The sequence below is a fragment of the Verrucomicrobiota bacterium genome (genome assembly GCA_021413925.1).
GTDB lineage: Bacteria > Verrucomicrobiota > Verrucomicrobiia > Chthoniobacterales > UBA6821 > UBA6821.
Genome location: JAIOPL010000005.1, coordinates 34,107 through 57,885, shown reverse-complemented (window position 1 = coordinate 57,885; position 23,779 = coordinate 34,107). Strand labels below are relative to the sequence as shown.

Sequence of the window (23,779 nt, the reverse complement as noted above, 5' to 3'; positions counted from 1 at the left end):
GATGTCCTGGTATTTCGGCTGCCAGCCGAGTTCGCGGCGGACCTTATCGGAGCCAGCAATGAGGTGGGGCGGATCACCGGCGCGGCGTGGTTTTTCGATAGCCTTGATCTCCTTGCCGGTGATGGCACGGCAGCAGTCGATGACTTCCTTGACGGAAGTGCCGCCGCCTGTCCCCAGGTTGTAGAAGGCACTCTCCTTCGCTGTTAACGCAAGGAGGTGGGCCTGCGCCAGATCCACGATGTGGATGTAGTCGCGGACGCAGGTGCCGTCGGTCGTCGGGTAGTCCGTTCCATAGATGTCGACGGACTCCTTCTGACCGAGCGCAACCTTAAGCACGTTCGGAATAAGATGGGTCTCAATGCGATGATCCTCGCCGAATTGCTCGGTGGCTCCGGCTGCATTGAAGTAACGCAGCGCCACAAAGGTGATGCCGTGCAGTTCGCCGTACCAGCGGAGGACCTTCTCGAACATCAGCTTCGACTCGCCGTACGGGTTGATTGGCTTCTGAGGAAGCGTCTCGTCGATCGGCATCGATTCAGGGATGCCAAAGGTGGCGCAGGTGGAGGAGAAGACGAAGCGCTTCACCCCTTCGGCAACCATGGCTTCCAGAAGGTTCACGCCGTTCGCGACATTATTCCGGAAATACTTGCCGGGGTTGGTCATCGATTCGCCGACCAGAGCGTTGGCAGCGAAATGCATGACGGCCTCGGCCTTGGATTCGCGGAGAGCCAGCTTGATCGACTCGATGTCAGCAAGATCACCTTGGAAGAAATGAGCGCGGGAATCGATGGCAAGCTTATGACCCTCGCTCAGGTTGTCAAAAACGGCCACGGTGTAGCCTTCATTCAGGAGTTCTTCGACACAGATGCTGCCGATGTATCCTGCTCCTCCGGTGACTAGGATGGTTTTCATGGAAGTAGAGTAAATGCTCCGGGTCTCAGGTAAAACATTTATGACGCGTCATTCATGGTATGGCGTTTGCTTAAATTGATGAAGATGTCGACTATCCCTTCAAACACACTCTGTGTAGAAACGTTCCACTGTGCACAGGCCGCCCTTCTCTTCCTCCCCTCGAGACCGCGGTTGAGCATGCTGCTGGGTTGTCTTTTCCGCTGAACAGGTTCTCCTCCCTCCTCACTCGCCTCTCCACCAGATGTTTCTCCGAATCAACCACACCACCGAGTACCGGTACCGTCAACCCGTCGAACTCACTCCCCATTGGCTCAGGCTTGTGCCCCGCTCCTCGCCAGGGCTTCTTGTGCTGAGATCCGATGTCACTCTCTCCTCCAAGGGAGGCGTCCGATGGAACCTCGACGCAGAGGGAGCGATCCTAGGAAAGGCCACCTTCCTGGACATGACGGATCGCCTGCTGATCACGAGCGACCTCCTTCTGGAGCAGAAGATCACTAACCCGTTTGATTTCCTTCTCGATGAGCGGGCGCTTCATCTCCCGATCTCCTACTCGGAGCGGGACCTTACCCACCTTGCCCCCTATCTTGTGCAAGCTGATGAGTCTTCGAGCGCTGAATTGAAGGACTGGCTCCGCCCCTTTCTGAACGGCGTCTCCGCGGTGCCCTCCACGCTTGGAACCCTTACCTCGCTTTGCCGCGCAATTCCCTCTCTCTTCCGTTACACGGTGCGCCATGAAGAGGGGATCCGGACCTGCAAGCAGACCATCAGGCTTGGCGAGGGGACCTGCCGCGATTTTGCCCATCTTTTCATCGAGGCCGCCCGTTCACTGGGGATCGCCGCACGCTACGTGAGCGGCTACCTCTGTTCCTCACCGGATGGAACGGGTGGAGATGCCCACACGCACGGATGGTGCGAGCTCTATCTGCCCGGGGCCGGATGGCGCGGATTTGATCCCACCAATGGGATTCTGGCCGACGGTCACCATGTCGCTGTCGCGATCTCCCTCGCCGCGGGCGAGATCCCGCCGGTGGAGGGATCCTACTGCGGGGAAGCCGGTCTCTGCCTCGCGCACGAGGTCTCCATCTCGGCGCGTGAACTGCTGCCCGGAGAAGAGTTATGACCGAGGCGACGACTTCGGAGGATGCCGGCGCGGCGGAATGGAATCTCGAGGCGCTCGGGGACTTGAGGAGACGTTCAGGCTTCGTCCCTGATCCCCTGTCTGGGCTCAGCCAACCTTGATCTTAGGCGCTTTCGCTTTCTCCTCTTCCTTGTTGTCCGGAGAGCCGGATTTCTTCTCCTTGGAAGTGGGAGGGAGGACTGGCGGAAAGCCGTTCAGACGACGCCAAATCTCGTATCCGAGCGGCACCCGATTGAGAAAGACCCAACCCACCACCTGATTTCCTTGTCGTAAGAAATTAGAGTCGGGCCAGTCATCACCCGGAACATGGTGCTCTGGTTCGATTAGGATTCGGAATCCACCGGTCGCGCCACTCGCCTGATCAATCTGCCGGACTTTTCCTCCGAAGGTACCGATCGATACATCGGGGAATCCGGAGAAGAGGATGGCCGGCCACCCCTCAAACTGAAGGCGTGCCTGTGGCAGAGATCCCTTACGATGAGCGTAAGCGAGGACCAGAGGAGCATCGCGTCCGTCGAGCGTAAGCTCGACGACCCGGTCCTTTGTGTCGGGAATGATCGTGCAGAGTTCGTCCCCTTCCTTGAGGTACTGTCCACCACCGCCCACATTGGCGTGAACTCGGAAGACGACTCCATCGCAGGGAGCCACCACGTGCCGCGACTTGAAGCGCTCCACCCGGTTCTCGATGTCCTGCACCTCACGTTCCGTGGTGAAAAGCGCCTGCTCTCCCTTCCGGAAATTGCTTCTTGCAACCGCGATCGAAGAGATTCCCGCGGCATCCGTCTGAAGGACTTGTGCCTCTTGAGTGAGGTAGGCGGCCTTCGAGCGATCTAACTCTGCGGCTGCTCGTCTCACGTCGATGGAGGCGCGGTCAATGCGCAGCTTGGCCTCCTCGCGTGAGAGCTTGCTCTCGATCGCCCCCAGCGTTCCGCTGGAATGGAGCTTATCGATCATGTCAAAACGGGTCTGCTCGAAGGTCTTGGAGTACTGGGCGTTGGAGAGGACATGATCAGCCACCTCGATCGCCTTGCGGGTTGATTCAAGATTGGCTTTGGCGGCATTAACAGCTGATTCACGGGCAGCCTCCGTGGCTGTAGCGGCGCCACTTAGTTCAGCCACTTCCTGTTTACCGGCCAAGAGACGTCCTCTGAGAAACTCCAACTGAGCAGTCAGCCTGGTGCCGAGATCCGGATCATTGTCCTCAAGGTCGACCACGGGATCGCCTTTCTTGACGATGGATCCCTCGACGACGTGCCACTTGCGCACTTGGCCTGGAATCCGGGCCGTCAGCACTTGGGAGCGCTCGACAGGCGAATAGGCGATCACGGTGCCGCGACCCTGCACAGTTTGCTGCCAAGGGACAAATGCCAGCACAAAGGGGGAGGCAGCCATGCACCAGAGCACGATCTTGGAAATACGAAGAACAATCGGAGGAGTCTCCGTCGCGCGCGTGAGATCCTCCCGTGTTACTGGATCAGCCGGCTTGCAGCCCTCGTCATGCGGTTGGCTGCTGCTCATGGTAACGTGACGGTGGTGCCGATGCGCTCGGCGACATCGCGCCTGGTCGTGGCCACGATCAGGGTCCAGGGTGCGTCGGGAGAGGAGAGTTTTGCGATCAGCTCGGAATGCAGAGCGGGATCGAGGAGATCGAGGGTTCCGTCAAGCAGCAAGAGGCGGGGTTTGGCCAAGATGGCTCGTGCGATACCGAGCAGGACTGACTCGGAGGTGGAGAGCGGCCATCCCGTGGAGGAGAGAGGTGTGGCCATCCCCAAAGGGAGCGAGGCAATACGGGCGGATAGACCCGCATCCTTGAGGGCTTCACGGATCTCCTCGACGCCGATCTCCGCGTTGCCGGCACGGAGGTTCTCAACGATCGTCCCGGAAAACACCTCCCCGCGTCCGGCGTTGGCAATCAGTCTGCGGGCTGCGGCCCGATCCAAGGCCTGAGAACTGATCCCGTCAAAGGTGACCCGCGCCCCCTCCGGAGCGCGCAGGAGGGAGAGGGTTTCCATGAACTGTGACTTGCCGCTTCCAGGAGCACCAAGCAGGGCGATCTTAGAACCGGAAGGGGCATCCAAGAAGATTTCTCCTGAGGGGCCGGGGCAATTTGCCTTAACGGAGAGTGGCTTTCCGGATGTGAGCAAGATTTCCCCTCCCTTGGGCTCCAGGGTGAAGCTGTCGATGACCCCGAGCTTATCAAGCGATGCCTCAAGGTCATAGAAGGACTCGAGATGTTTTCCGGTCTTGGCCAGTGAAGCCAGCACCAGAGTCACGATCAGCTCCGAAGCGACCAACTGACCGAGCGTGAGTTGGCGATTAATCACCAACCATCCGCCAAGCCCGAGCAAAAGGGTGCTTGCGATGGCTTCCAAGAAAATCACGAAGAGTGTCTGCCGCCAGACCACACGGAAGTGCTGCTTTCTGGCTGCGATGTAGTCGGCCGTATGAGCGCGGGCTCGGTTGAGGGCCACATCCTGCATTGCACCTGCACGGAAGAGGGAGGGAGAGCGGGCGATTTCGCCGATCCATCCAGCGAGATCGAATTTTGCATAACTCTCCTCAATACTGGAGGAGACACCACCCCTCCCAAAAACAATGGTCACCACAACCACCGCAACCACAAGGATCAGGGCGAAACTCAGCAGATAGGGGTGATAGCAGGAGAGAAGGATAAGGCCGACGATCGTGATCATCACGATGCCAACACCGTCGACAAGGAGTCCCGACAAGGCCTTCTGAACCGAGGAGACCTCGAAGAAACGATCCGCAAGCTCGCCCGCATTGCGGCCCTCAAAGCTTGAGATCTCGGCGCGCGAGAAATGTGCGGAGAACTTCTCGGCGTAACGGACAAAGAGGCGCCGTTGGAGATACTCCGCGACAAGGAACTGGAGCGCCTTGAGCGAGGCCGAGATGAGGAGCAGCGTCAACATCACCAGGGCCAGGGCAATCACTGGCCAGAGCAGGACGCCAAACGCGACAGTATTCACCAGGGTCTCGATCGCGACAGGGGCCGCGATGGAGAGCAGTCCCACGCAAAGGGCAAAAACGAGGATCATCCCCACGTCACGGGGATCAAGATCCAGTGCGCTTTTAAGGCGCGTCCACGGGCCTTGTTCGGGATGATGGCGCGAGTGAATCATGTGAGATCGTGTATCTTACGAGTTGATACCCATTCTATCTATTAGATTATATCAAACATAGCGTTTGATATTCTCAAACAACTATCTGGACCCTCTTCCAAACGATAGGAGGCGCCCTGCCGTCATCCAGTCCTCATCAAGCACCTCAGGCTGCTCGTCTCTCAGGCTGGTCGTCCCTCAGGAGGATTAGACCGCCTGATTGCCTGTCTCGCCAGTGCGGATGCGAACCGCGTTCTCCACGGGCAGGACAAAGACCTTTCCGTCGCCGATCTTGCCGGTCTTGGCTGCTTCCACAATCGCCTTGATCGCCGCCTCGACCGCGTCGTCAGCGACCACAAGCTCCAGCTTGATCTTGGGCAGGAAGTCGACCGTGTACTCGCTGCCGCGGTAGATCTCAGTGTGTCCCTTTTGGCGGCCGAATCCCTTGACCTCGGTCACAGTCATTCCCTCGATGCCGAGCTCGCTGAGGGCATCTTTGACTTCCTCGATCTTGAAGGGCTTGATGATTGCTTCGATTTTTTTCATGGGTCGGTTTTGGTAATGGCTGAGGTTCTGTCTGTTGATCGCAGATGGCTCTATCCTCTGCAATCACCATCGTCAATACCTTCACTTTCGGAGCACAAAAAAGGCGGAGACCGAAGCCTCCGCCTTTCCTTGGTAACGATCTAAAGAATCTTAGACTGCTTTGTCGCCGGTCTCATCGGTACGGATACGGACCGCGTTCTCCACAGGGAGAACAAAGACTTTGCCGTCGCCGATCTTGCCGGTTTTGGCCGTCTTGACGATCGCCGCGACGGCTCCCTCTAGGGCACCGTCGGCAACGACGATCTCGATCTTGATCTTGGGAAGGAAGTCCACCGTGTACTCGCTGCCGCGGTAGATCTCGGTGTGGCCCTTCTGGCGGCCGAAGCCCTTGACCTCGGTCACCGTCATTCCCTCGATGCCGAGATCGCTAAGGGCGTCTTTGACTTCCTCGAGCTTGAAGGGCTTGATGATTGCTTCGATTTTTTTCATAGGTGTTGGTGATGTTGGGTTTGGACCTTCCTTGGGTTCTTGAATTAGTGGTTGTAGCCCTCTTCACCGTGATCGGTGATGTCGAGACCCTGATGTTCCGCCTCGACCGAAGGACGAAGGCCGATGACCAGCTTGACGATGATGGTGATGACGAGGGTTCCGATCACCGCGAGGGCGATAGTGATTCCGGCGGCCTTGGCCTGCGCCACGAGGAGCGAGTGGGACTCGATCGCGGCCTTCAGCCCGTTCTTGGCGGCGTAGGCGTCGCTGACGAGGTTGCCGTTCACGGCGGGGTTGACCAGGACGCCCGTGATGAGGGCTCCGACCGTACCGCCGACACCGTGGATGCCGAAGGTGTCGAGTGCGTCGTCGTACTTGAAAATCCCCTTCAGGACGGTGACTGCGAAGTAAGGGACGACACCAGCCACCACGCCGATGATTGCGGCACCCGTGGAATCCACGAATCCGGCGGCAGGGGTGATGACCACGAGGCCGGCCACGGCACCCGAGCACATGCCGAGCACGCTTGGCTTGCCCTTGAGGATGAACTCGAGCAGGGGCCAGACGAAGGCGGCGATGGCTGTCGCGATAGTGGTGGTGAGGAAGGCGTTGGCGGCGATGCTGTCGGCGGCCAGGGCGCTGCCGGCGTTGAAGCCGTACCAGCCGACCCAGAGAAGGCCGGTGCCGATCATGGTGAGCACGAGGCTATGGGGAGGCATGGGCTCCTTGCCGTGTCCGACGCGCTTGCCGAGCAGGAGGCAGAGGATGAGGGCGCTCCAGCCCGAGGACATGTGAACCACGGTGCCGCCGGCGAAGTCGATCGCGGGGATCTTGGCATCGGCGTTCCAGACACCATTCATGAGACCGGTGGCGCCCCAGACCATGTGGGCGAGCGGGAAGTAGACGAGGAACATCCAGAGGCCGACGAAGGCCATCAGGGCGGTGAACTTGAGGCGCTCGGCCGTGGCACCGAAGATGAGGGCTGGGGTGATGATCGCGAAGGTCAGCTGGAAGATGCAGAAGACATTCTGCGGGATCCAGTAGGCGTAGCTGGTGTTGGGGGCCGAATCGATCCCCTTGAGGAAGAAGAACTCAGTGCCTCCGATGTAGGGGCTGGCGAAGTTCGTTCCGAAGACCAGGCTGTAGCCGACCGCCCACCAGATGATGGTGACCAGGCCGGTGATGCCCAGGCACATGGCGAGCATCGAGAGGACGTTCTTAGAGCGGACCAGACCTCCGTAGAAGAGGGCGAGACCGGGCAGGGTCATCAGGAGCACCAGGGCCGCCGAGATCATCATCCAGGCCGTGTGGCCTGCGATGGCGACCGGGGCGATGTTCGTCGCGGTCGGGTCACCGTTGGTAAGGGCCGCCTGCAGGTAGGCGGTCTGGGCCTTCAACGGCGCATCCGCGAAAGCGATCGGGGTGGGTGCCGGCGCGGCATCCTCTGCATGGAGGGTGGAAGTGACGGCGCCGAGGATCGCCAGTGAGGCGACCGCCGCGAGCAACCGGAGCACGGAGGTGGTTTTTTTCTTCATAGGGTTGGTGTTGGTTGTGGCGCCCGGTGAGGGGCGGTTAAGACATGAAAGCAACCTCCGTGCCAACTTTCCAAAGGCCCTGATTATGGCGTGTAGCTGCGTTGCTCTTCACTTGCCGTAGGTTTCAATACAGCTGCCCTCGCGCGCCTTGCTCCCCATCCCAATCAGAGCCTTTGGCGTGAAAGGGTCTCTTGGCGATTTTTGCCCTCTTAAGAGTCAAGAGAGGGTATTTGGCGGTTTTTATCCACTCCGCACCATTCAACGGCACAGAGTTTTTTACCGAATACAAGTGAAGCCGACTCGAGGAACGGCTACTTGGGGAACCGAGTGGAGTCTTCTTTGGGCTTCCTAAGATTCCTGCGGTATTGGAACGAGAGCCCGACAAAAAGACAGCATAAGACGACGGAAGTCAGGAACCAGAGCCCCAAGCTGGCGAGGATGTTTTTGAGGATTTCAAACATGGTAGGGAAAGGAAGAGTTCACGAAAGGCTTGGTTTCTGGCGACTATGCTTGGGATGATGAGATTTGCCGGGCGGGAAGAGCGGGCGAACCGCTTTCCCGCCCGGCATTTCTGTCGGGCTGCACACCCCCCGGCACGCAGCCCTCCATATTCTTCATAAGCATGACAAGCTTCAGACCTCTTCCGTTCCTAAATGCTTAGAGGGCTCCTTCATGGATTTCCTCATTGTCGTCTCTGTAGGTGAGCCAATTAAGTAAACTATTGTATTCTTAGAAGTTGCTATGTGTATCTCGTAAAATATTCGCGGCAACAACAATCGTCACTCACCCTGCTACTTCATGATTCAGCAATGCGGGGGTGCTTCCCTTGCGCTGCCTGCTATAAACACCCATGCGAATTTTGCTACGAGTTTTCGGTTACACGGCGCGCTATCCTTGGATGGCGGCGGCTACGATGTTCTGCGCGATCGTCGGCACGCTGATGGTGGCGGTCTTTCCTGCCGTCACCCAGCAGGTCATCGAAGTCGTTCTCAAACAGCATCACCCGGAAAAGCTGATTCCTCTGATCGCAATGGGTCTCGCGGCATTCTTCGCCCAGGATCTTCTGAACTGCCTCCGTATCCTGCTGAACAATCACTTCGAGCAGCGGGTGATCTTTGACCTCCGGAGCGATCTCTATGCCCGGATCCAGATGCTGCCCCTCCCATGGTTCGACAACAGAGCGACGGGCGACATCATGACCCGGCTCGTGGAGGATGTGACCAACGTGGAGCGGGTCCTGATCGACGGCATCGAGCAAGGTACGGTGGCCCTGCTCCAGATCGCCATCGTCCTGGTTCTCATGGCCCATTACAGCATGGTCCTGATGCTGGCTGCCTTGACGCCCGTTCCCTTCCTGGCTCTCGGGGCACTCTTCTACACGCTGACTGCCGGAAAGCGCTACCGTGCCACACGCAAGGCTACCTCGGCCCTGAACTCCCTTCTTCACGATAACCTCGACGGGATCCGCCAGATCAAGACCTACGCCACCGAGGAGAGGGAACACGCACGATTCAATGCATCAAGCGAAGCTCTCAAGAAAGCCTCTCTCATCGTGATGCGCTATTGGGCAATCTACAGCCCGACAATGAACTTCCTAGGGAACGCGGGAATGATCCTCATCCTTGCCGTGGGAGGTCTGCAGGTTCTCCATGGAACGATGGAGCTGAGTGTCCTGGTCGCCTTCCTCCTGCTGGCACGCTATCTCTACGAACCAGTCGGACGCCTCCATTCCCTCAACCAGTTGCTTCAGGCGGGACGTGCTGCGAGCGAACGGGTCTTCTCGATTCTGGATGCCCCATTGGAAGAGGGCTGGAGGAATCCTTCTTCGAATTCTGAGGTTATCTCCCTGAAGGGTGATGTCCGTTACGAGTCCGTGGGGTTCGAGTATCAGGCCGGGACCGCTGTCCTCCATGACATCTCTCTTCATGCCAAGCCAGGCGAGATGATCGCGCTGGTGGGACCCACCGGTGCAGGAAAGACCTCGCTTGTCCACCTGCTCAGCAGATTCTACGAGCTCAGCTCCGGAGAGATCCTGCTGGATGGGCGCCCGATCTGTGAGATCCCCCTGAGCGAACTCCGCCGCTCCGTCGCCATGGTGACGCAGGAGAGCTTCCTCTTCAACGGCACCACTGCCGACAATCTACTCATTGCAAAACCCGATGCCACTGAGGAGGAGATGTGGGCAGCGCTAGCCGCCGCGAATGCAGAAGCCTTCATACGCCGTCTTCCTAAGGGGCTCCACACGCAACTCGGCGAACGCGGCGTCAAGCTGAGCGTCGGTGAGAAACAGCGTCTCTCCATCGCGCGCGCCCTGCTGAAGAACCCGCCGATCCTTGTCCTCGACGAGGCGACTGCCAGCGTGGACAACACGACGGAACGTCTGATCCAAGAGGCACTAGCCCACTTGCTGGAGGGTCGTACCAGCTTCGTGATCGCCCACCGACTCTCAACCGTCCGCCATGCCGACCAGATCCTGGTGCTGGAGAGGGGACGCATCGTCGAGAGGGGCAATCACGAGACACTCCTTGCCGCAGGCGGACTCTATGCCTCCCTCTGCAAGGAAGCCGAAGCCCATCACGGGGTCTTCGGGGAGAGCAGAATAGACATCTCGCGCGGAGCCGTTGAAGTGGCGGAGAACGCGGAGGAAATTTAATCCCCATAAGGCCAAGTCAATTACTCGGACGTTGACTTGATGATACTATTTGGCATATTTACCAAATAGATGCCTTCAAAACTTCAGAAGCTCAAATCCAATGCGACGGTCCGCGCCTCCATCGTGAAGGCGATGGCCCATCCCTCGCGCCTCCTGATCATGGAGGCCCTGATGCAGGGTGAGCATTGCGTGAACGATCTCACGGAGATGGCAGGTTGCGACGTGACGACTCTTTCCAAGCACCTGGCAGTGATGAAAAAGGCCGGACTCCTTATCTGCGAGAAGCGTGGCCTGCAGGTCTTTTACCAGATCGCCTGCCCCTGCTTCACGGAGTTCTTCCGCTGCATCGACCTCATCTCCAGCTCCAATAACCGCAGGCTTCGGTGCGCCTGTTAATCGTCACCAAACCCACTAAAAGAATGAAAACATCAGACCTCAAAATAATCCTCCGCAATCATCCGGAATGTCATCTCGCGTTTATTCTGCCTAGTGGCAAATCCATTCCGATTCACGCGCACATCACAGAGGTTGGCCGTGTTGATAAGACTTTCTTGGATTGCGGTGCCACGATTCGCAAAATCTCCTACCTCTCTCTCCAGTCTTGGGTTGCTGATGATACTGATCATCGACTCCCTGCCGAAACACTAGCGGACATCATCGATCGCGCTGCCCCCATTCTCGGAAATGACGATCTCGATGTGGAAATCGAATACGAAGACGGATTCATTACCCAGCTCCCGGTTGAGTCAGCAAAACAGCAGGGTGATTTACTCGTCTTTACGCTCGGCACCAAACACACCGACTGCCTCGCAAAGGAGATCTGCCTTCCGCCGCCCAAGGATGACGAAGGCTCGTCGTGCTGCAGTGGCACCGGCTGCTGCTGATTCACTTCTTCCCGATTTAACGCTTTCACTTTTTCCCATGAAACCTCTCGTCCTTATCCTCTGCACCGGCAATTCCTGCCGCAGTCACCTTGCCGAAGGCATCCTCCGTGCCGCCGCTGGTGATCTCATCGAAGTCGCCAGCGCGGGCTCCAAACCTGCCGGCTACGTCCACCCGAAGTCCATCGAAGTGATGAAGGAGATCGGCATTGATATCTCCGGACACACCTCCAAACACCTTGATGAGTTTCTGAATCGTTCCGTCGATACAGTGATCACAGTCTGCGGGAATGCCGACCAGGCCTGCCCGATGTTCCCAGGTCAGGTGAACCGCTTCCATTGGGGCTTCGAGGATCCTGCCCATGCAACGGGTAGCGAGGAGGAGATTCTCAACGAATTCCGCCGAGTCCGCGACCAGATCAAGCTCGTGTTCGATGCCTACGCAGCAGGTCTCAAGCGCGGGAAGTCCCTTTAACCAGAACCTCGTTTCATTCCATGGATACATCTCCTACTACTCCTGCGAAGACCGTAAAGAGACTCGCCTTCTTCGAGCGCAATCTGACCCTCTGGGTTCTTCTCTGCATGGTTGCAGGGGTGATTCTGGGCACAGCGGCCCCGAAGGCCGTTGCCTCCCTCAGCGGCATGGAGTTCGGACATGACTCTCATGTGAATGTCCCGATCGCCATTCTCATCTGGCTCATGATCTATCCGATGATGCTGAAGATCGACTTCAGCTCCATCGGGGGTGTTGCCCGGAAGCCGAAGGGGCTGCTGGTGACCCTATTCGTGAATTGGATCGTGAAGCCCTTCAGTATGGCCTTCCTGGCCTGGGTATTCATGCAGCACCTCTTTGCCAAGTGGATTGATGTCGAGACCGCCAAGAACTACACGGCGGGCCTGATCATTCTTGCTGCCGCCCCCTGCACCGCGATGGTCTTTGTCTGGTCCTATCTGACGGACGGCGATCCCGCCTACACGCTGGTTCAGGTAGCGGTGAACGATCTCATCATGCTCGTGGCTTTTGCCCCCATCGTAATGTTTCTCTGCGGGGTGTCAGGAGTGGTGGTTCCATCTGCCGTCCTGATTACCTCAGTCCTAGTCTTCATCGTTATTCCCCTAACAGCCGGATGGCTCACACGAACAATGCTTCTCAAGACACACGGTAACGAGTGGCTTGAGAAATCCTTCCTCCCAAAGTTCCAGCCAGTGACCATGGCGGCGCTCTTGCTGACCCTGATACTCATTTTCGCCTTTCAGGCGGAGAATCTGACCCATCGGTGGCTTGCCGTGCTGTTGATCGCCGTTCCGATCATCATCCAAGTCTATTTCAACTCCAGCCTGACCTATATGCTGATGCGCTGGCTGAAAGTCCCCCACAATGTGGCGGCTCCCGGAGCCCTTATCGGCGCAAGCAACTTCTTCGAGCTGGCGGTAGCGGTGGCCATCACTCTCTTCGGCCCCTCCTCCGGAGCCGCACTCGCCACGGTGGTCGGTGTCCTTGTAGAGGTTCCAGTGATGCTTTCCGTCTGTAGTGCCTGCAATGCGACAAAAGATTGGTTTCCAACGGAAGCTCCGCTTGCAGACAAAACTTTGCGATAAATACGTTGCTGAGGTCATCGTTCACCCAATAATTGGCTCCATCTTTGTGCCGGGGCTGATTACGCTCCGGCCAGATGGATCCTAATCCACAGATATCAGGAGGAGCAGAAACGCCCGGATCGGATCCGTATCCTGACGGGCAAGTTGGTTCTGCGCCTCCGCGACGAGGAGTGCTCGCGATCGATAGCATCCTGAGGGGAGCTTCCCGCCTGCAGCGCTCGGTGGCCAAGCGCTGGCGGCGCCTGCAGCGACGTCCACAGACCATCGCCGAGAGCGCCAATCTTCTTCCCACGCTGATCCAGGTCCTTGCTGCTTTCACCCGGGTCGATGGGGAGATGCTGGAGGAGGAAATCGATTCGAGCCTCGGCTTCCTGCGCTATGACTATCCCGAGGCGGTCTACTCCGAACTCCGCAAGCTCTTCCGCCAGGCCCTCGAGCAACAGCAGGATCTGGGAGCCATGGCGACGAAGCTCTCCACGGAGCTGAGCGATGACAGCAAGATCCTGCTCGGCGTGCAGCTCTACGATCTGATCACCCGTTCGGGAATGAAGGCGGAGCAGGTGGCGGCCTACCATGACTTCATGGGGCGTCTCGGCATGGCGGCGCAGGCCATCGATATCGTCTACCAGCTCAATGCCAACGAGCAGGCCGACGCGGAATTCTTCCACGACGGCACCTCGCCGCTCGAGGCTCTCTCCTTCGGCGATCCGGCAACATGCGATGTGGAGCTAAGGGACTTCAAGGGGGACGAAAAGCTTCTGGCCTACTGCCACCACGACCTGATCATTCTCAAAAACCTCTCTGGCAAGAGCCTGATCGTCCAAGGCCGTCTGCTGAAGCCCGGTGAGTTCTGCCGAATCTATCCGGGTCAGCGCGTGCTGGTGGGCGAGCAGGTGATCACCAGCCAGGATCTGATCTTTTACTTCAACGCGAAGCGCAACGTGACGCTTCCCCACATCTTTGTGGCGATCAACAACGAAGAGGTCCGGCTTGAGAAATCGCGCAGCCGGGACAGCGACCTAGAGATCGCCTTCGGCCTGAAAGTGAATGTCACTGCCCTTCAGGATCTTCGGGCCACCCTGCGGGGCGCGCCGCTACGCAAGGGGACGACGGTCGCAGCCCAACTCTCAGACAAGATCTTCTTCCGCGACGGTGGGGAGCTCGACCTCGAGGATCTGAAGCGGCGCGTCGGGTCTTTCGGAGGCCGTTTCGAGCTGAAGGGCTCCAAGACCGAGTACATCGCTTCGAATAACCCGAGCCGACTGGACGATGACGACATTCTGATTTCTCCCGGAATCGGCGGTGAGGTGACGCTGCGGATTACCTGTGATTACCAGGAAAAAAAGGGTCGCGTGGAGGTGCTTCAAGCCGACAGGCCAATCGTCGTGAGGGGGCTTCCCGTGCGCGGAGCCATGGATCTCATCGATGGGGACACCATTCGGATCGATGCGGGCCAGGTGCTGCGCTGTAACTTCACCGACAGGATTATCGAGGAGGAACGCAACATCATCCGCACGCTGGACGTGCGCGATCTTGTCTGCCGCTTCCGGAGCGGTGACACGGCCCTCGATAACCTCAATTTCTCGATGGATCGCGGCGAGATGGTCTGCGTCATGGGAGCAAGCGGCTGCGGCAAGAGCACGCTGCTCCGCGCTCTGGCTGGCCAGTTCCCGCCGGTGGCCGGAGAGGTGCAGCTCAACCAGCGTTCACTCTACAGGAATCTCGATGCGCTGCTTCAGTACATCACCTACATCCCCCAGTACGACGCATTCGATGAGCAGCTGACGATCGAGGAAAACCTCCGCTTCGCGGCGGCCATCCGCGCCCCCCATCTCTCGCGTCGCGAACGTCAGCGCCGCATCGACAGCAAACTTGCCGAGCTAGGATTGAACGAGCGCCGCAAGGAGGTCGTGGGAGGAACCAGCAAGAAGATCCTGAGCGGAGGCGAACGCAAGCGCCTGAATATCGGCCTCGATATGGTCAGCACGGCAGATGTCTATCTCTTCGACGAACCGACCAGCGGCCTCTCCTCCAAGGATTCCGAGCATGTCATCGAGATCATTCGCGGCATGGCCCATAACAAGATCGTCTTGGTTACGATCCACCAGCCGACCTCGAAGGTCTTCCAGATGTTCCAGAAGGCCCTGCTGCTGGACAAAGGAGGCAAGCTGGTCTTCTTCGGCACACCCACGGAGATGCTTGCCTACTTCGCCGAGGCGGAGCACGAGCAACTCTTCGGAACGGAGCTCGGAGGATGCCAGGCCTGCGGCACAACCCGTCCGGAGTTTGTCTTCGACGTGCTGGAGACACCTCTGCGTGACTTAGGAGGCGAGCTCATCTACGAGGAGAACAACCGAGGACAGCTTGTCCCCGCCCGTCGCTTCTCTCCGGAATACTGGCGTGACAAGTTCGAGGCCTATCGCCTGATGAAGGAGGTCCAGCAACCGGCCTCCTCGCGAACTCCCGTCCCAGCAGGTCCTGAGTCAAAGAGTAGCCTTACACAGCGACCTTCCGGATGGGAGGGTTTTCGCTGGCGCGACGAACTGGGACAGTTCCTTGTGCTGCTCCAGCGCTCTTTCATCAGCAAGCTGCGTAACCGAGCCAATCTTCTCACCACGCTGGTGGAGGCGCCGATGCTCGCCTTCCTGATCGGATCGGTCCTCCGCTACTCGGAGAGCAAACATTACGACTTCGCCTCGGCCTTCCACATCCCGACCTACCTGTTCCTTTCCCTCGTGGTGGCGATGTTCCTCGGACTCACCAATAGCGTCGATGACATCCTGCGCGACCGGCCCGTTCTTCTCCGGGAACGGAATCTGAATGTCCGCATCGGCTACTACCTGTTGGCTAAGGCGATTACGCTCGGCCTCTTCGCCTTGGCTCAATGCGCCCTCTTTACCCTGATCGGCGACCGGATGGTCTCCCTTCGCGGCTTTTACTGGGTCGAGTTCGTCGCGATGTTCCTCACGGCATTCAGTGGTATCGCCCTCGGCCTGCTGATCTCCTCACTAGCCCGGGAGGGGAAGACGGCCGTCAACATCATTCCCGTCGTCCTGATCCCTCAGATCATCCTTGGGGGCGCCCTGATCAAGTATGAGGAGATGAACCGCAACCTGGATTTCATCCATTCGATCCATGAGTGGTTCAATCGCCACCCCGAAACGGCCATGGAACCAAGAAGCGATCTGCAGGTGCCGATGATTTGTGAATTCATGCCGATGCGCTGGTCTTATGAGGGGATTGTCTTCGCCCAGGCAAAGCTGAATCCCCTGGCCATCCGGCAAGCGCGTATCCAGCGTCAGATCTACCAACTCGCGGCGATCAAGAAGCCGACCGACGCCCAGGAAGATCGGCTCGACGACCTCAAGGACCTTCTGGCGATCATGAGCGGCCTGCAGGCATCGAATCCGGATGAACTCGCCAAGAGAATGACCCGTATCGACAGGGTGATCGGAGGCGCCACGTTGAAGCGCGAGGAAATCGTAGGGAATGAAGGGGGCGTCACCGCCGAACAGCTCTACACCAACCAGAAGGTACTCGATCTGGTCTCCAAGGCGGAGATGGAACAGGCGGACTACCGTGACAGCCGCCACCCGAATGTCTTTTTTGGGCCGATGAAGCAATACTTCGGCGTCTCCATCCCCCTGCTCTGGTTCAACTCCGCCGTCATGATCCTCTCCAGCTGGGCGATCTTCGTGGTCCTTTTCTTTATCCTGAGACGTCAGATCCGCGAGACCCGCACCTAAGCCTCTCACAGCCGTGGTGATTGAAAGGAGAAACACCCCCCTTTTTCGATAATCTCTTAATGAAAAGAGGAGCTTGACCGCGCCGCCCTGATGAAGGAGGATCCACACCCCACAAAGGAAAGCAGGTGAATTAATTATGCCGGAAGTTATTGTCCGTAAGGGCGAACCAATCGATCGCGCTCTCAAGCGCCTCAAGACCAAACTCGAGACCGAGGGTGTCCTCGACGAGGTGCGCCGTCTGCGCGCCTTCGAGACCCCGACTCAGCGCACAAAGCGCAAAGCCAAGGCCAGCGCCAAGCGTGCCAAGGCCAAGATCCGCTTTGTCCTGAGCTGATCCCCGAACTGCTTTCCACTCCCACGGAGTGAATCCTGAAGTTCTTATCATCGGCTGCGGCTTCCTAGGGGAGGCCGCAGCCGATCTTTTTTCGGCCAGGGGCATGAATGTTCTAGGCCTGGTCCGGAGCGCCGACTCACTCGACGCGCTATCAAACAGGTCTTTCCGATCTGCTGCCTGCGATGTCACCGAGCCTGCCTCGGTCGAAGCCCTGACCCCTCTGGTTCAAAATGTTCCCCTGGCCATCTACTGTGTCAGCTCTGGCCGAGGTGGAGCCGAGGCCTACGCTGCGGTCTACCGCGATGGTCTCCGCCGTGTGCTGGAGAGTTGGAATCCGGGTAGGATGATTTTTGTCAGCAGCACCTCGGTCTACGGACAAACCGATGGAGCCTGGGTCTCCGAGGAATCAGAAGCCGCCCCCGATCGCGACACTGGGCGCATTCTGTTGGAAGCTGAACAGATCGCCCTGGCATCAGGAGGGAGTGTTGCTCGTCTTTCGGGGATCTATGGACCGGGCCGCTCCGTACTGCTCAGGAAGTTTCTGGCAGGTGAGGCCCTGTTGGAGGATGGGGGGCACCGCTGGATCAACCAGATTCATCGGGATGATGCCGCCCTCGCCTTGGCACGATTGGGAGACTCCTCGGTTACTCCGGAGGTGTACAACGTGACCGATGATACACCGGCCACCCAACGCGAGGTCTATGGATGGATAGCAGAGACCCAGCGCCAATCGCTACCCCCGGAGGGAGCGGCTGATCTCAACCGAAAGCGGGGCTGGACCTCCAAGCGGATCAGCAATGCTAAGCTTTGTTCCACCGGATGGATTCCTCAATTTCCCAGCTATCGGGACGCTTTGCCCCAGTTGCTAACTGATTATTCGACGGGATCTTAAGAGTAAAGATTGCAAAACCGGGATTGTTGCGACAATCTGTCTCGCCCTCCATGAAGCAGACTATCCTGATCGTCGACGACGAAAAGAACACTCGCGATGGGTTGAGAGCCGTGCTGGAAGAGCGCTTTGATGTCTCGCTGGCGGCTGATGAAGCAGGAGCTTTGGCCTTGATGGAGGCAGACCCTCCCGATCTGGTCCTCACCGATCTGAAGATCGGCGCCGACAACGGCATGGATCTGATGAAGAAGATTCTGAAGCGCTCCGATCCGCCGATCTGCATCATGATGACGGCTTACGGATCGGTGGATACCGCCGTGGAAGCCATGAAGCAGGGGGCCTATGATTTCGTGACCAAGCCGGTGAATATCGACCGTTTGGAAATGCTGATCCGGCGCGCCCTACGCGAACGAACGATGCAAGCGGAGAATCTAGAACTCCGTCAGGAAGTGCGCAAAACGCGGACACCCGACAGAATGATCGGCCGCTCCCCGGTAATGGAAAGGGTCTTCGAGACCATCAGGCAGGTGGCACCCAGCAAGGCCACCGTTCTCATCCAAGGGGAGAGCGGAACGGGTAAGGAAGTTGCTGCTCAGGCGATCCATGCCCTGAGTAACCGGGCCGAGAAGCCGTTTGTTGCCGTCCATTGCGCCTCACTTTCCCCTCAGCTTCTGGAGAGCGAGCTCTTCGGCCATGAGAAGGGTGCCTTCACCGGCGCGGGGGAGCGCAGGATCGGGCGCTTCGAACAGGCTGCCGGCGGCACTCTTTTCCTTGATGAGATCGGCGAAATCGACCCCACCGTCCAGGTCAAGATTCTGCGAGTGCTTGGTGAGAAGAGTTTCGAGAGAGTCGGGGGCAACCAGACCCTGAACTCCGACGTGCGACTGATTGCCGCAACCAACAAGGATCTGGCGGCCATGGTGAGCGACGGGACATTCCGTGAAGACCTGTTCTTCCGGCTGAATGTGGTGCCTCTCATGATGCCCCCGCTACGGAGTCACCCGGAAGATATTCCCCTGCTCACGAGTGCCTTTCTCAAGGAAATGGCCAAGGAGCATGACAAGCCCGAGAGGCTCTTCACCCCCGAGGCCATAGCGGCACTGGAGACCCATACCTGGCCCGGTAATATCCGCGAACTTCGCGCCGCTGTGGAGCATGCCGTGGTGTTAGGAAACGGCAGTGAACTCAAACTGGGAGATCTCCCGTCATCTCTACGCATTCTCGCAGGATCTGCTCCCGGGGAGAATGAAATGAACCTTGCCAGAATTGAGGCCACAACGATTCACAAAGCCCTGGAAGAGTGCGCCGGTAATCGCACAATGGCGGCAAAAAAGCTCGGCATCAGCCGTCGCACCCTCCATCGTCATCTCGCTCAATTTGGCATCACTAAATCCCTGAAATAACCCATCGCTTTCAACCCATGGCACTCCAGGAAACAGTACGTGACATCGACTCCGGCTTCATAGCCAAGGTGCTCAAGATCGGCATGATTGCTGTCGTCGTCATAGGGCTCTGCATCGTTTATCTCCTGATGCATTTCAAGGGACTCGGTACCGAGCAGGCGATGGATCAGGCCCAGATTGCCCGGTCGCTCATCTCCGGCGAAGGATTCACGACCCGCTACATCCGTCCGCTGGCCATCCGTCAACTTACCGACACGGCTCGCAAGGTTCCCTCCGGCAATTTCCCCGATTTCTACAATGCCCCTCTTTACCCGCTAGCAGAGGCGGCAGCTCTCTTTCCGGTAAAGAAAAGAATCGCGATGGAGCCGACGGACACACTCAGCATGGGTGACCGGGCCATCGCGGCACTCGGCATCGTTCTCCTCCTGCTGGGTGTTCTGGTCTGGTATTTTGTGGGAACCCTGCTCTTCGATAGGACACTAGCCCTGATAGGAGCCGGACTCCTTCTCGTGACCGACCTCCTCTGGCAGTACGCCCTGGCAGGACTGCCCCAGCTTTTCCTGATCGTGCTGTTCGGTTTGGTCTGTCTCTGTGCCCTGAAGGCCCTGAATGCGGAGGAAGAAGAGAACCACCTCACAGTCTATGCCTGGCTCGGAGGCGGTGCCTTCGGTCTCGGCCTGATGTCCCTGACCCATGGAGTCACCTTCTTCTTGGTTCCGGGGTTTTTGGCTTTCTGCCTTTTTGCATTCCGGTCGCGGGTCGTGACCTTTCTCGTCCCCTTTCTCATCTATCTGCTGACAGTGCTTCCCTGGCTGCTTCGCAACTATTCTGTCTGCGGCAACCCCTTCGGCCTTTCCATCTACATGGCATTGGCGGGAGCGGGCGTTACGGAGCAGTCTGTCATGCGTGGAGTGAATACCGGCCTGACCCTGGGCGGAGGCATGGCAAGCAAGATCAGGTCTGGCCTTCTCGATCAGGCATCGCATCTCTGGGAGTACCTCGGACTGAACATCACCGTCGTCGCCTTCTTTATCTCGCTTCTTCATCCGTTCAAGAATCCAGCCGCTGCGGTCTGGCGATGGGTGATTCTGATCATGTGGATTGGTCTCACACTGGGCATGGCACTCTTCGGTGTGAAGGGAGCAGTGTCGGGCAACCAGCTGCACGTGATTTTTATCCCCATTTTCATCCTCTTCGGAACGGCATTCATCCTGGTGCTTTGGAACAGGCTTAACATCAGCCTGAAGGCCCTCCGCATCGCCTTCCTGACCGCAATTTTCCTGATTTCCGGAATTCCGATGATCCTCACCCTGCTAACCGGACAGCAGGCACGCATCCAGTGGCCCCCTTATGTGCCGCCCTTCATTTCGGTCCTTCAAAACTGGTTCAAGCCCCAAGAGCTCCTCTCCTCGGACATGCCTTGGGCAGTTGCCTGGTACGCCAACAGGAAGTGCCTGCTGATTCCAGAAACAGTCAGGCAGTTCAACGAGATCTCGGATTTCGGAAGCCTTGGCACGCCGATCGTCGGCCTCTATCTAACTCCAATCTCTGCAGGCGAGTCCTTTATCGATCTCCTCAAGGGTTCTTACAAAGACTGGGGTCCCGTCATCATGCGGACCGTGAATATTAATGATTTCCTGCTGAAGAGCTTCACTCCGCTGCCGATTAACGGCGAATGCATCCTGTACGCAGACACCGAGCGTTGGGCACGCAAGTCGTCCCACTAAGGCTTCACAGAAGACCCTCAACTCTGCCCCATCCGTGAAAGACAATACTGCTGTCGAAACATCCATCGAAGGCTCGCTTGGTCGCCTTGAGAGCATCGTGGAAGAGATCGAGCAGACTCCTCCTCCCCTGGAGACGCTCATCGAGCGCTATGAAGAGGGGATGAAGTTACTCCAGATCTGCCGGGAGAAACTCGACGCGGCCGAGAAGCGGATAGAAATCATCACGCGCAACAGTCGCGGTGAAGCGGCGCTCAAGCCGTTCGAGGAATCGTGAATTCGGAGCACCCGCGGCACTTGCTGGAGAGTATTGATTCCCCGGCCGACCTGAAAAAACTACCGGAGAGTGCCCTGCCCGCACTTGCCCAGGAGATCCGGGAGGAATTGATCGAATCCCTGTCCGAAACAGGAGGCCACCTTGGGCCAAACCTCGGGGTGGTTGAGCTCTCGATCGCGCTGCATCGTGTCTTCGAGACACCGGCCGACAAGATCCTCTTCGATGTCAGCCATCAGGGTTACATCCACAAGATGCTGACAGGTCGCCGGAACCGCCTGGCGACCATGCGCCAGCATGGGGGCCTCAACGGATTCCTGCTACGCACCGAGAGCGAGCATGACTGCTACGGAGCGGGTCATGCTGGAACAGCGCTTTCCGCGGCGCTTGGCATGGCGGCTGCGCGCGACATGAATGGAGGCCAGGATCATGTGGTGGCCGTTGCCGGTGACGCCGCCTTCACCTGCGGGATCAGCTACGAGGCTCTTAATAACGTCGCGGAGACCACCAAACGCTTCATCGTCATTCTTAACGACAACGAGTGGTCGATCTCCAAGAACACCGGCGCCATCGCCGAGCATCTCAACCGCATCGCCACCAGCCCGGCCTACGCCCATCTCCATGACCAGACGGCCAAGTTCGTGGAATGGATCGGGGGAAAGACAGCGCGCCATCTCGCCCATAAAATCGAGGCGGGCGTGAAGCAGATCTTGCTCCCTGGAGTCATCTTCGAGGATCTGGGCCTGCGCTACTTCGGTCCGATCGACGGCCATGACATCCCCCTGCTGATCCGGACCTTCGAATTTCTCAAGACCCAGAACGAACCGGTCATCCTGCATATCCTGACCAAGAAGGGTAAAGGATACGCCCCCGCGCTAGCCATGCCCGACAAGTTCCACGGACTCGGCAAGTATCAGCAGGAGACAGGAGAGACGACGGCGGGTGTCTCCCCGACCTATTCGGAAATCTTCGGGAAGACCCTCTCAGACTTTGCCGATCACAACCGCAAGCTCGTCGCCATCACCGCCGCCATGCCCACCGGCACAGGGCTCTCCCAGTTTGCGGCGCGCCATCCGGATCGTTTCTACGATGTCGGCATCGCCGAGGAGCACGCGGCCCTCTTCGCAGCGGGCATGGCGACCCGGGGGATGAAGCCCTTCCTAACGATCTACTCGACCTTCATGCAGCGGGCGTTCGACATGATCGTCCACGACATCGCTCTGCAGAACCTCAACGTGGCGCTCTGCATGGACCGTGCCGGTCTCTCCGGCGATGACGGGCCGACGCACCACGGCCTCTTCGATATTGCCTACCTGAGGAGCATCCCGGGAGTGATCGCGATGCAAGCAAAGGACGAGGAAGAATTCGTCGACATGCTCTGGACGATGGCCAACCACCACGAGGGGCCCATCGCGATCCGCTATCCCAGGGGAGCAGGCACGGGCGCCATTCCTAAGACCACGCCGAAGCTGCTCGAAATCGGTAAGGCCGAGGTACTGCGCCATGGAATGGATGTCGCGCTCTTCGGATTGGGAAACTTCTGCGAGGTGGCACTAGAGACGGCCGATCTCCTCGAGAAGCAAGGGATCAAGGCGGCTGTCATCAACCCCCGCTGGATTAAGCCGCTTGATACGGGAACGCTCGAGTTCTTTGCCCGAGGTTCGAAAGTTCTTTGCACCCTGGAGGACCACGCCGTCACGGGAGGCTTCGGTTCCGCTGTCGCGGAACACCTCTCAGATGCCGGTATCACCACACCGCTTGTCCGCGTCGGATGGCCAGATCAGTTCATCGAACACGGCTCCGTATCCATCCTCCGTGAGAAGTACGGCATGACGGCGAAGGCTGCCGCCGCGAGGATCATTCAGGCACTTAATAAGGGAAAAGAAATTAATCTGGAACTCAGGGAAACAAGATAAGATTCTCCCGCAGCCGTAACGGATGCGAAGCAACGGCCGGGCTAGCAATCGCAGAGACGCAGAGATTGATAGAATGATTTTCTCTAGGATGCATGGGATCAAGAGGATTGGAGCCATGGAGCTTGAAGATACTACTGATAAGAAAAAGGACCGCAAAGCTTTTTGGCCATGCGGTCCTTTTTCTTTATTCTCTGCGCCTCTGCGCGAGACCTTCGTCATGGCTGCTGACCTAACAGTCTAACAGCCTAATAGTCCAAACCCCTGCGCTCTTCCGAGCGCCTTGTTCCTTAGAGGCTCTTGTGAGAGCCGTCGCAGAGGGGGCCGTTGCTGCTGTGCTTGCAGCCGCAGAAGTAAACGGGGCCATCTTTCTCTGCAGTGTAGGGTGTGGGAGAGAAGCCACTTCCCTTGTGGGAGCCGTCGCAGAAGGGCTGCGTGGCGCTTTTGCCACAGGAGCACCAGTAGTAGGTCTTGCCTGCCTCGACAGTCACGGGGATAGGGGATTTTTGAGCGATAACGGGTTCGGACATAAGAGAGTGATTTAGGATTGGAATAATTACTTAACGACATTAATTTTCTAGTTACGCTTACTTGAAAGAACAACTTCTTTTTCGTCCCGTCATC

20 protein-coding genes are annotated in these 23,779 nt (G+C 58.1%); 13 read left to right on the top strand and 7 right to left on the bottom strand.

What is annotated here, in order from left to right:
* On the bottom strand, positions 1 to 912 hold a 912-nt coding region (gene galE / locus K8R57_03635), incomplete at its 3' end, for a UDP-glucose 4-epimerase GalE (GenBank protein ID MCE9587388.1).
* 241 nt (positions 913 to 1,153) lie between these two features.
* Here galE and K8R57_03630 point away from each other — a divergent pair.
* Complete coding sequence (locus tag K8R57_03630) at positions 1,154 to 2,032, top strand: transglutaminase family protein (GenBank protein MCE9587387.1); 879 nt, start codon at positions 1,154 to 1,156, stop codon at positions 2,030 to 2,032.
* Positions 2,033 to 2,137: 105 nt separating this feature from the next.
* On the opposite strand, the gene K8R57_03625 is transcribed toward K8R57_03630, so the two are convergent.
* The 5 genes from K8R57_03625 to K8R57_03605 all read right to left on the bottom strand — a co-directional run bounded on the left by K8R57_03625 (position 2,138) and on the right by K8R57_03605 (position 7,739).
* Entirely contained in the window at positions 2,138 to 3,568 is a 1,431-nt protein-coding gene (locus tag K8R57_03625; protein ID MCE9587386.1) for an HlyD family secretion protein, read from the bottom strand.
* A complete protein-coding gene (locus K8R57_03620; GenBank protein ID MCE9587385.1) occupies positions 3,565 to 5,190 on the bottom strand; it encodes an ATP-binding cassette domain-containing protein in 1,626 nt (541 codons plus the stop codon). The genes K8R57_03625 and K8R57_03620 overlap by 4 nt, the downstream gene beginning before the upstream one ends.
* Before the next feature lie 186 nt (positions 5,191 to 5,376).
* Complete coding sequence (locus tag K8R57_03615) at positions 5,377 to 5,715, bottom strand: P-II family nitrogen regulator (GenBank protein ID MCE9587384.1); 339 nt, start codon at positions 5,713 to 5,715, stop codon at positions 5,377 to 5,379.
* Positions 5,716 to 5,865: 150 nt separating this feature from the next.
* Positions 5,866 to 6,204, bottom strand: coding sequence for a P-II family nitrogen regulator (locus tag K8R57_03610; GenBank protein MCE9587383.1), 339 nt, complete (start codon positions 6,202 to 6,204; stop codon positions 5,866 to 5,868).
* A gap of 44 nt (positions 6,205 to 6,248) precedes the next feature.
* Entirely contained in the window at positions 6,249 to 7,739 is a 1,491-nt protein-coding gene (locus tag K8R57_03605) for an ammonium transporter (GenBank protein ID MCE9587382.1), read from the bottom strand.
* Positions 7,740 to 8,589: 850 nt separating this feature from the next.
* Here K8R57_03605 and K8R57_03600 point away from each other — a divergent pair.
* From K8R57_03600 to dxs, 12 genes are all read left to right on the top strand, one after another.
* Positions 8,590 to 10,392 carry an ABC transporter ATP-binding protein/permease gene (locus K8R57_03600; protein MCE9587381.1) on the top strand — a complete coding sequence of 601 codons (1,803 nt, stop codon included), beginning with the start codon at positions 8,590 to 8,592 and terminating at the stop codon, positions 10,390 to 10,392.
* A gap of 69 nt (positions 10,393 to 10,461) precedes the next feature.
* On the top strand, positions 10,462 to 10,788 hold the full coding sequence (locus K8R57_03595) for a metalloregulator ArsR/SmtB family transcription factor (GenBank protein MCE9587380.1): 327 nt from the start codon (positions 10,462 to 10,464) through the stop codon (positions 10,786 to 10,788).
* A gap of 23 nt (positions 10,789 to 10,811) precedes the next feature.
* Positions 10,812 to 11,276, top strand: a complete 465-nt coding sequence (locus tag K8R57_03590) for a DUF6428 family protein (GenBank protein ID MCE9587379.1) — start codon at positions 10,812 to 10,814, stop codon at positions 11,274 to 11,276.
* A 37-nt stretch (positions 11,277 to 11,313) separates the two neighbouring features.
* On the top strand, positions 11,314 to 11,748 hold the full coding sequence (locus K8R57_03585; GenBank protein MCE9587378.1) for an arsenate reductase ArsC: 435 nt from the start codon (positions 11,314 to 11,316) through the stop codon (positions 11,746 to 11,748).
* A 20-nt stretch (positions 11,749 to 11,768) separates the two neighbouring features.
* Complete coding sequence (gene arsB, locus K8R57_03580; protein ID MCE9587377.1) at positions 11,769 to 12,872, top strand: ACR3 family arsenite efflux transporter; 1,104 nt, start codon at positions 11,769 to 11,771, stop codon at positions 12,870 to 12,872.
* A gap of 74 nt (positions 12,873 to 12,946) precedes the next feature.
* Positions 12,947 to 16,618: an ATP-binding cassette domain-containing protein gene (locus tag K8R57_03575; protein ID MCE9587376.1), complete on the top strand. Its 3,672-nt coding sequence runs from the start codon at positions 12,947 to 12,949 to the stop codon at positions 16,616 to 16,618.
* 136 nt (positions 16,619 to 16,754) lie between these two features.
* Complete coding sequence (gene rpsU, locus K8R57_03570) at positions 16,755 to 16,952, top strand: 30S ribosomal protein S21 (protein ID MCE9587375.1); 198 nt, start codon at positions 16,755 to 16,757, stop codon at positions 16,950 to 16,952.
* 28 nt (positions 16,953 to 16,980) lie between these two features.
* A complete protein-coding gene (locus K8R57_03565) occupies positions 16,981 to 17,844 on the top strand; it encodes an SDR family oxidoreductase (GenBank protein ID MCE9587374.1) in 864 nt (287 codons plus the stop codon).
* Positions 17,845 to 17,894: 50 nt separating this feature from the next.
* The gene (locus tag K8R57_03560) at positions 17,895 to 19,244 is read left to right on the top strand and encodes a sigma-54 dependent transcriptional regulator (protein MCE9587373.1); all 1,350 of its coding nucleotides are present in this window, start codon (positions 17,895 to 17,897) and stop codon (positions 19,242 to 19,244) included.
* Between the two features lie 17 nt (positions 19,245 to 19,261).
* Complete coding sequence (locus K8R57_03555) at positions 19,262 to 20,971, top strand: hypothetical protein (protein ID MCE9587372.1); 1,710 nt, start codon at positions 19,262 to 19,264, stop codon at positions 20,969 to 20,971.
* Positions 20,972 to 21,035: 64 nt separating this feature from the next.
* Positions 21,036 to 21,245, top strand: a complete 210-nt coding sequence (gene xseB / locus K8R57_03550; protein MCE9587371.1) for an exodeoxyribonuclease VII small subunit — start codon at positions 21,036 to 21,038, stop codon at positions 21,243 to 21,245.
* 20 nt (positions 21,246 to 21,265) lie between these two features.
* Complete coding sequence (gene dxs, locus K8R57_03545; GenBank protein ID MCE9587370.1) at positions 21,266 to 23,158, top strand: 1-deoxy-D-xylulose-5-phosphate synthase; 1,893 nt, start codon at positions 21,266 to 21,268, stop codon at positions 23,156 to 23,158.
* Between the two features lie 287 nt (positions 23,159 to 23,445).
* On the opposite strand, the gene K8R57_03540 is transcribed toward dxs, so the two are convergent.
* The gene (locus K8R57_03540) at positions 23,446 to 23,685 is read right to left on the bottom strand and encodes a CDGSH iron-sulfur domain-containing protein (GenBank protein ID MCE9587369.1); all 240 of its coding nucleotides are present in this window, start codon (positions 23,683 to 23,685) and stop codon (positions 23,446 to 23,448) included.
* Between the last annotated feature and the right edge of the window lie 94 nt (positions 23,686 to 23,779).

Bases quoted from the DNA above. Each gene is read 5' to 3' on its own strand.
- K8R57_03600 (MCE9587381.1), top strand. From the start codon at position 8,590: ATGCGAATTTTGCTACGAGTTTTCGGTTACACGGCGCGCTATCCTTGG.
- K8R57_03585 (MCE9587378.1), top strand. From the start codon at position 11,314: ATGAAACCTCTCGTCCTTATCCTCTGCACCGGCAATTCCTGCCGCAGT.
- arsB (MCE9587377.1), top strand. From the start codon at position 11,769: ATGGATACATCTCCTACTACTCCTGCGAAGACCGTAAAGAGACTCGCC.
- K8R57_03615 (MCE9587384.1), bottom strand. From the start codon at position 5,715: ATGAAAAAAATCGAAGCAATCATCAAGCCCTTCAAGATCGAGGAAGTC.
- K8R57_03590 (MCE9587379.1), top strand. From the start codon at position 10,812: ATGAAAACATCAGACCTCAAAATAATCCTCCGCAATCATCCGGAATGT.
- K8R57_03555 (MCE9587372.1), top strand. From the start codon at position 19,262: ATGGCACTCCAGGAAACAGTACGTGACATCGACTCCGGCTTCATAGCC.
- K8R57_03630 (MCE9587387.1), top strand. From the start codon at position 1,154: ATGTTTCTCCGAATCAACCACACCACCGAGTACCGGTACCGTCAACCC.
- K8R57_03595 (MCE9587380.1), top strand. From the start codon at position 10,462: ATGCCTTCAAAACTTCAGAAGCTCAAATCCAATGCGACGGTCCGCGCC.
- K8R57_03575 (MCE9587376.1), top strand. From the start codon at position 12,947: ATGGATCCTAATCCACAGATATCAGGAGGAGCAGAAACGCCCGGATCG.
- K8R57_03540 (MCE9587369.1), bottom strand. From the start codon at position 23,685: ATGTCCGAACCCGTTATCGCTCAAAAATCCCCTATCCCCGTGACTGTC.
- K8R57_03625 (MCE9587386.1), bottom strand. From the start codon at position 3,568: ATGAGCAGCAGCCAACCGCATGACGAGGGCTGCAAGCCGGCTGATCCA.
- K8R57_03605 (MCE9587382.1), bottom strand. From the start codon at position 7,739: ATGAAGAAAAAAACCACCTCCGTGCTCCGGTTGCTCGCGGCGGTCGCC.
- K8R57_03560 (MCE9587373.1), top strand. From the start codon at position 17,895: ATGAAGCAGACTATCCTGATCGTCGACGACGAAAAGAACACTCGCGAT.
- rpsU (MCE9587375.1), top strand. From the start codon at position 16,755: ATGCCGGAAGTTATTGTCCGTAAGGGCGAACCAATCGATCGCGCTCTC.
- K8R57_03610 (MCE9587383.1), bottom strand. From the start codon at position 6,204: ATGAAAAAAATCGAAGCAATCATCAAGCCCTTCAAGCTCGAGGAAGTC.
- K8R57_03620 (MCE9587385.1), bottom strand. From the start codon at position 5,190: ATGATTCACTCGCGCCATCATCCCGAACAAGGCCCGTGGACGCGCCTT.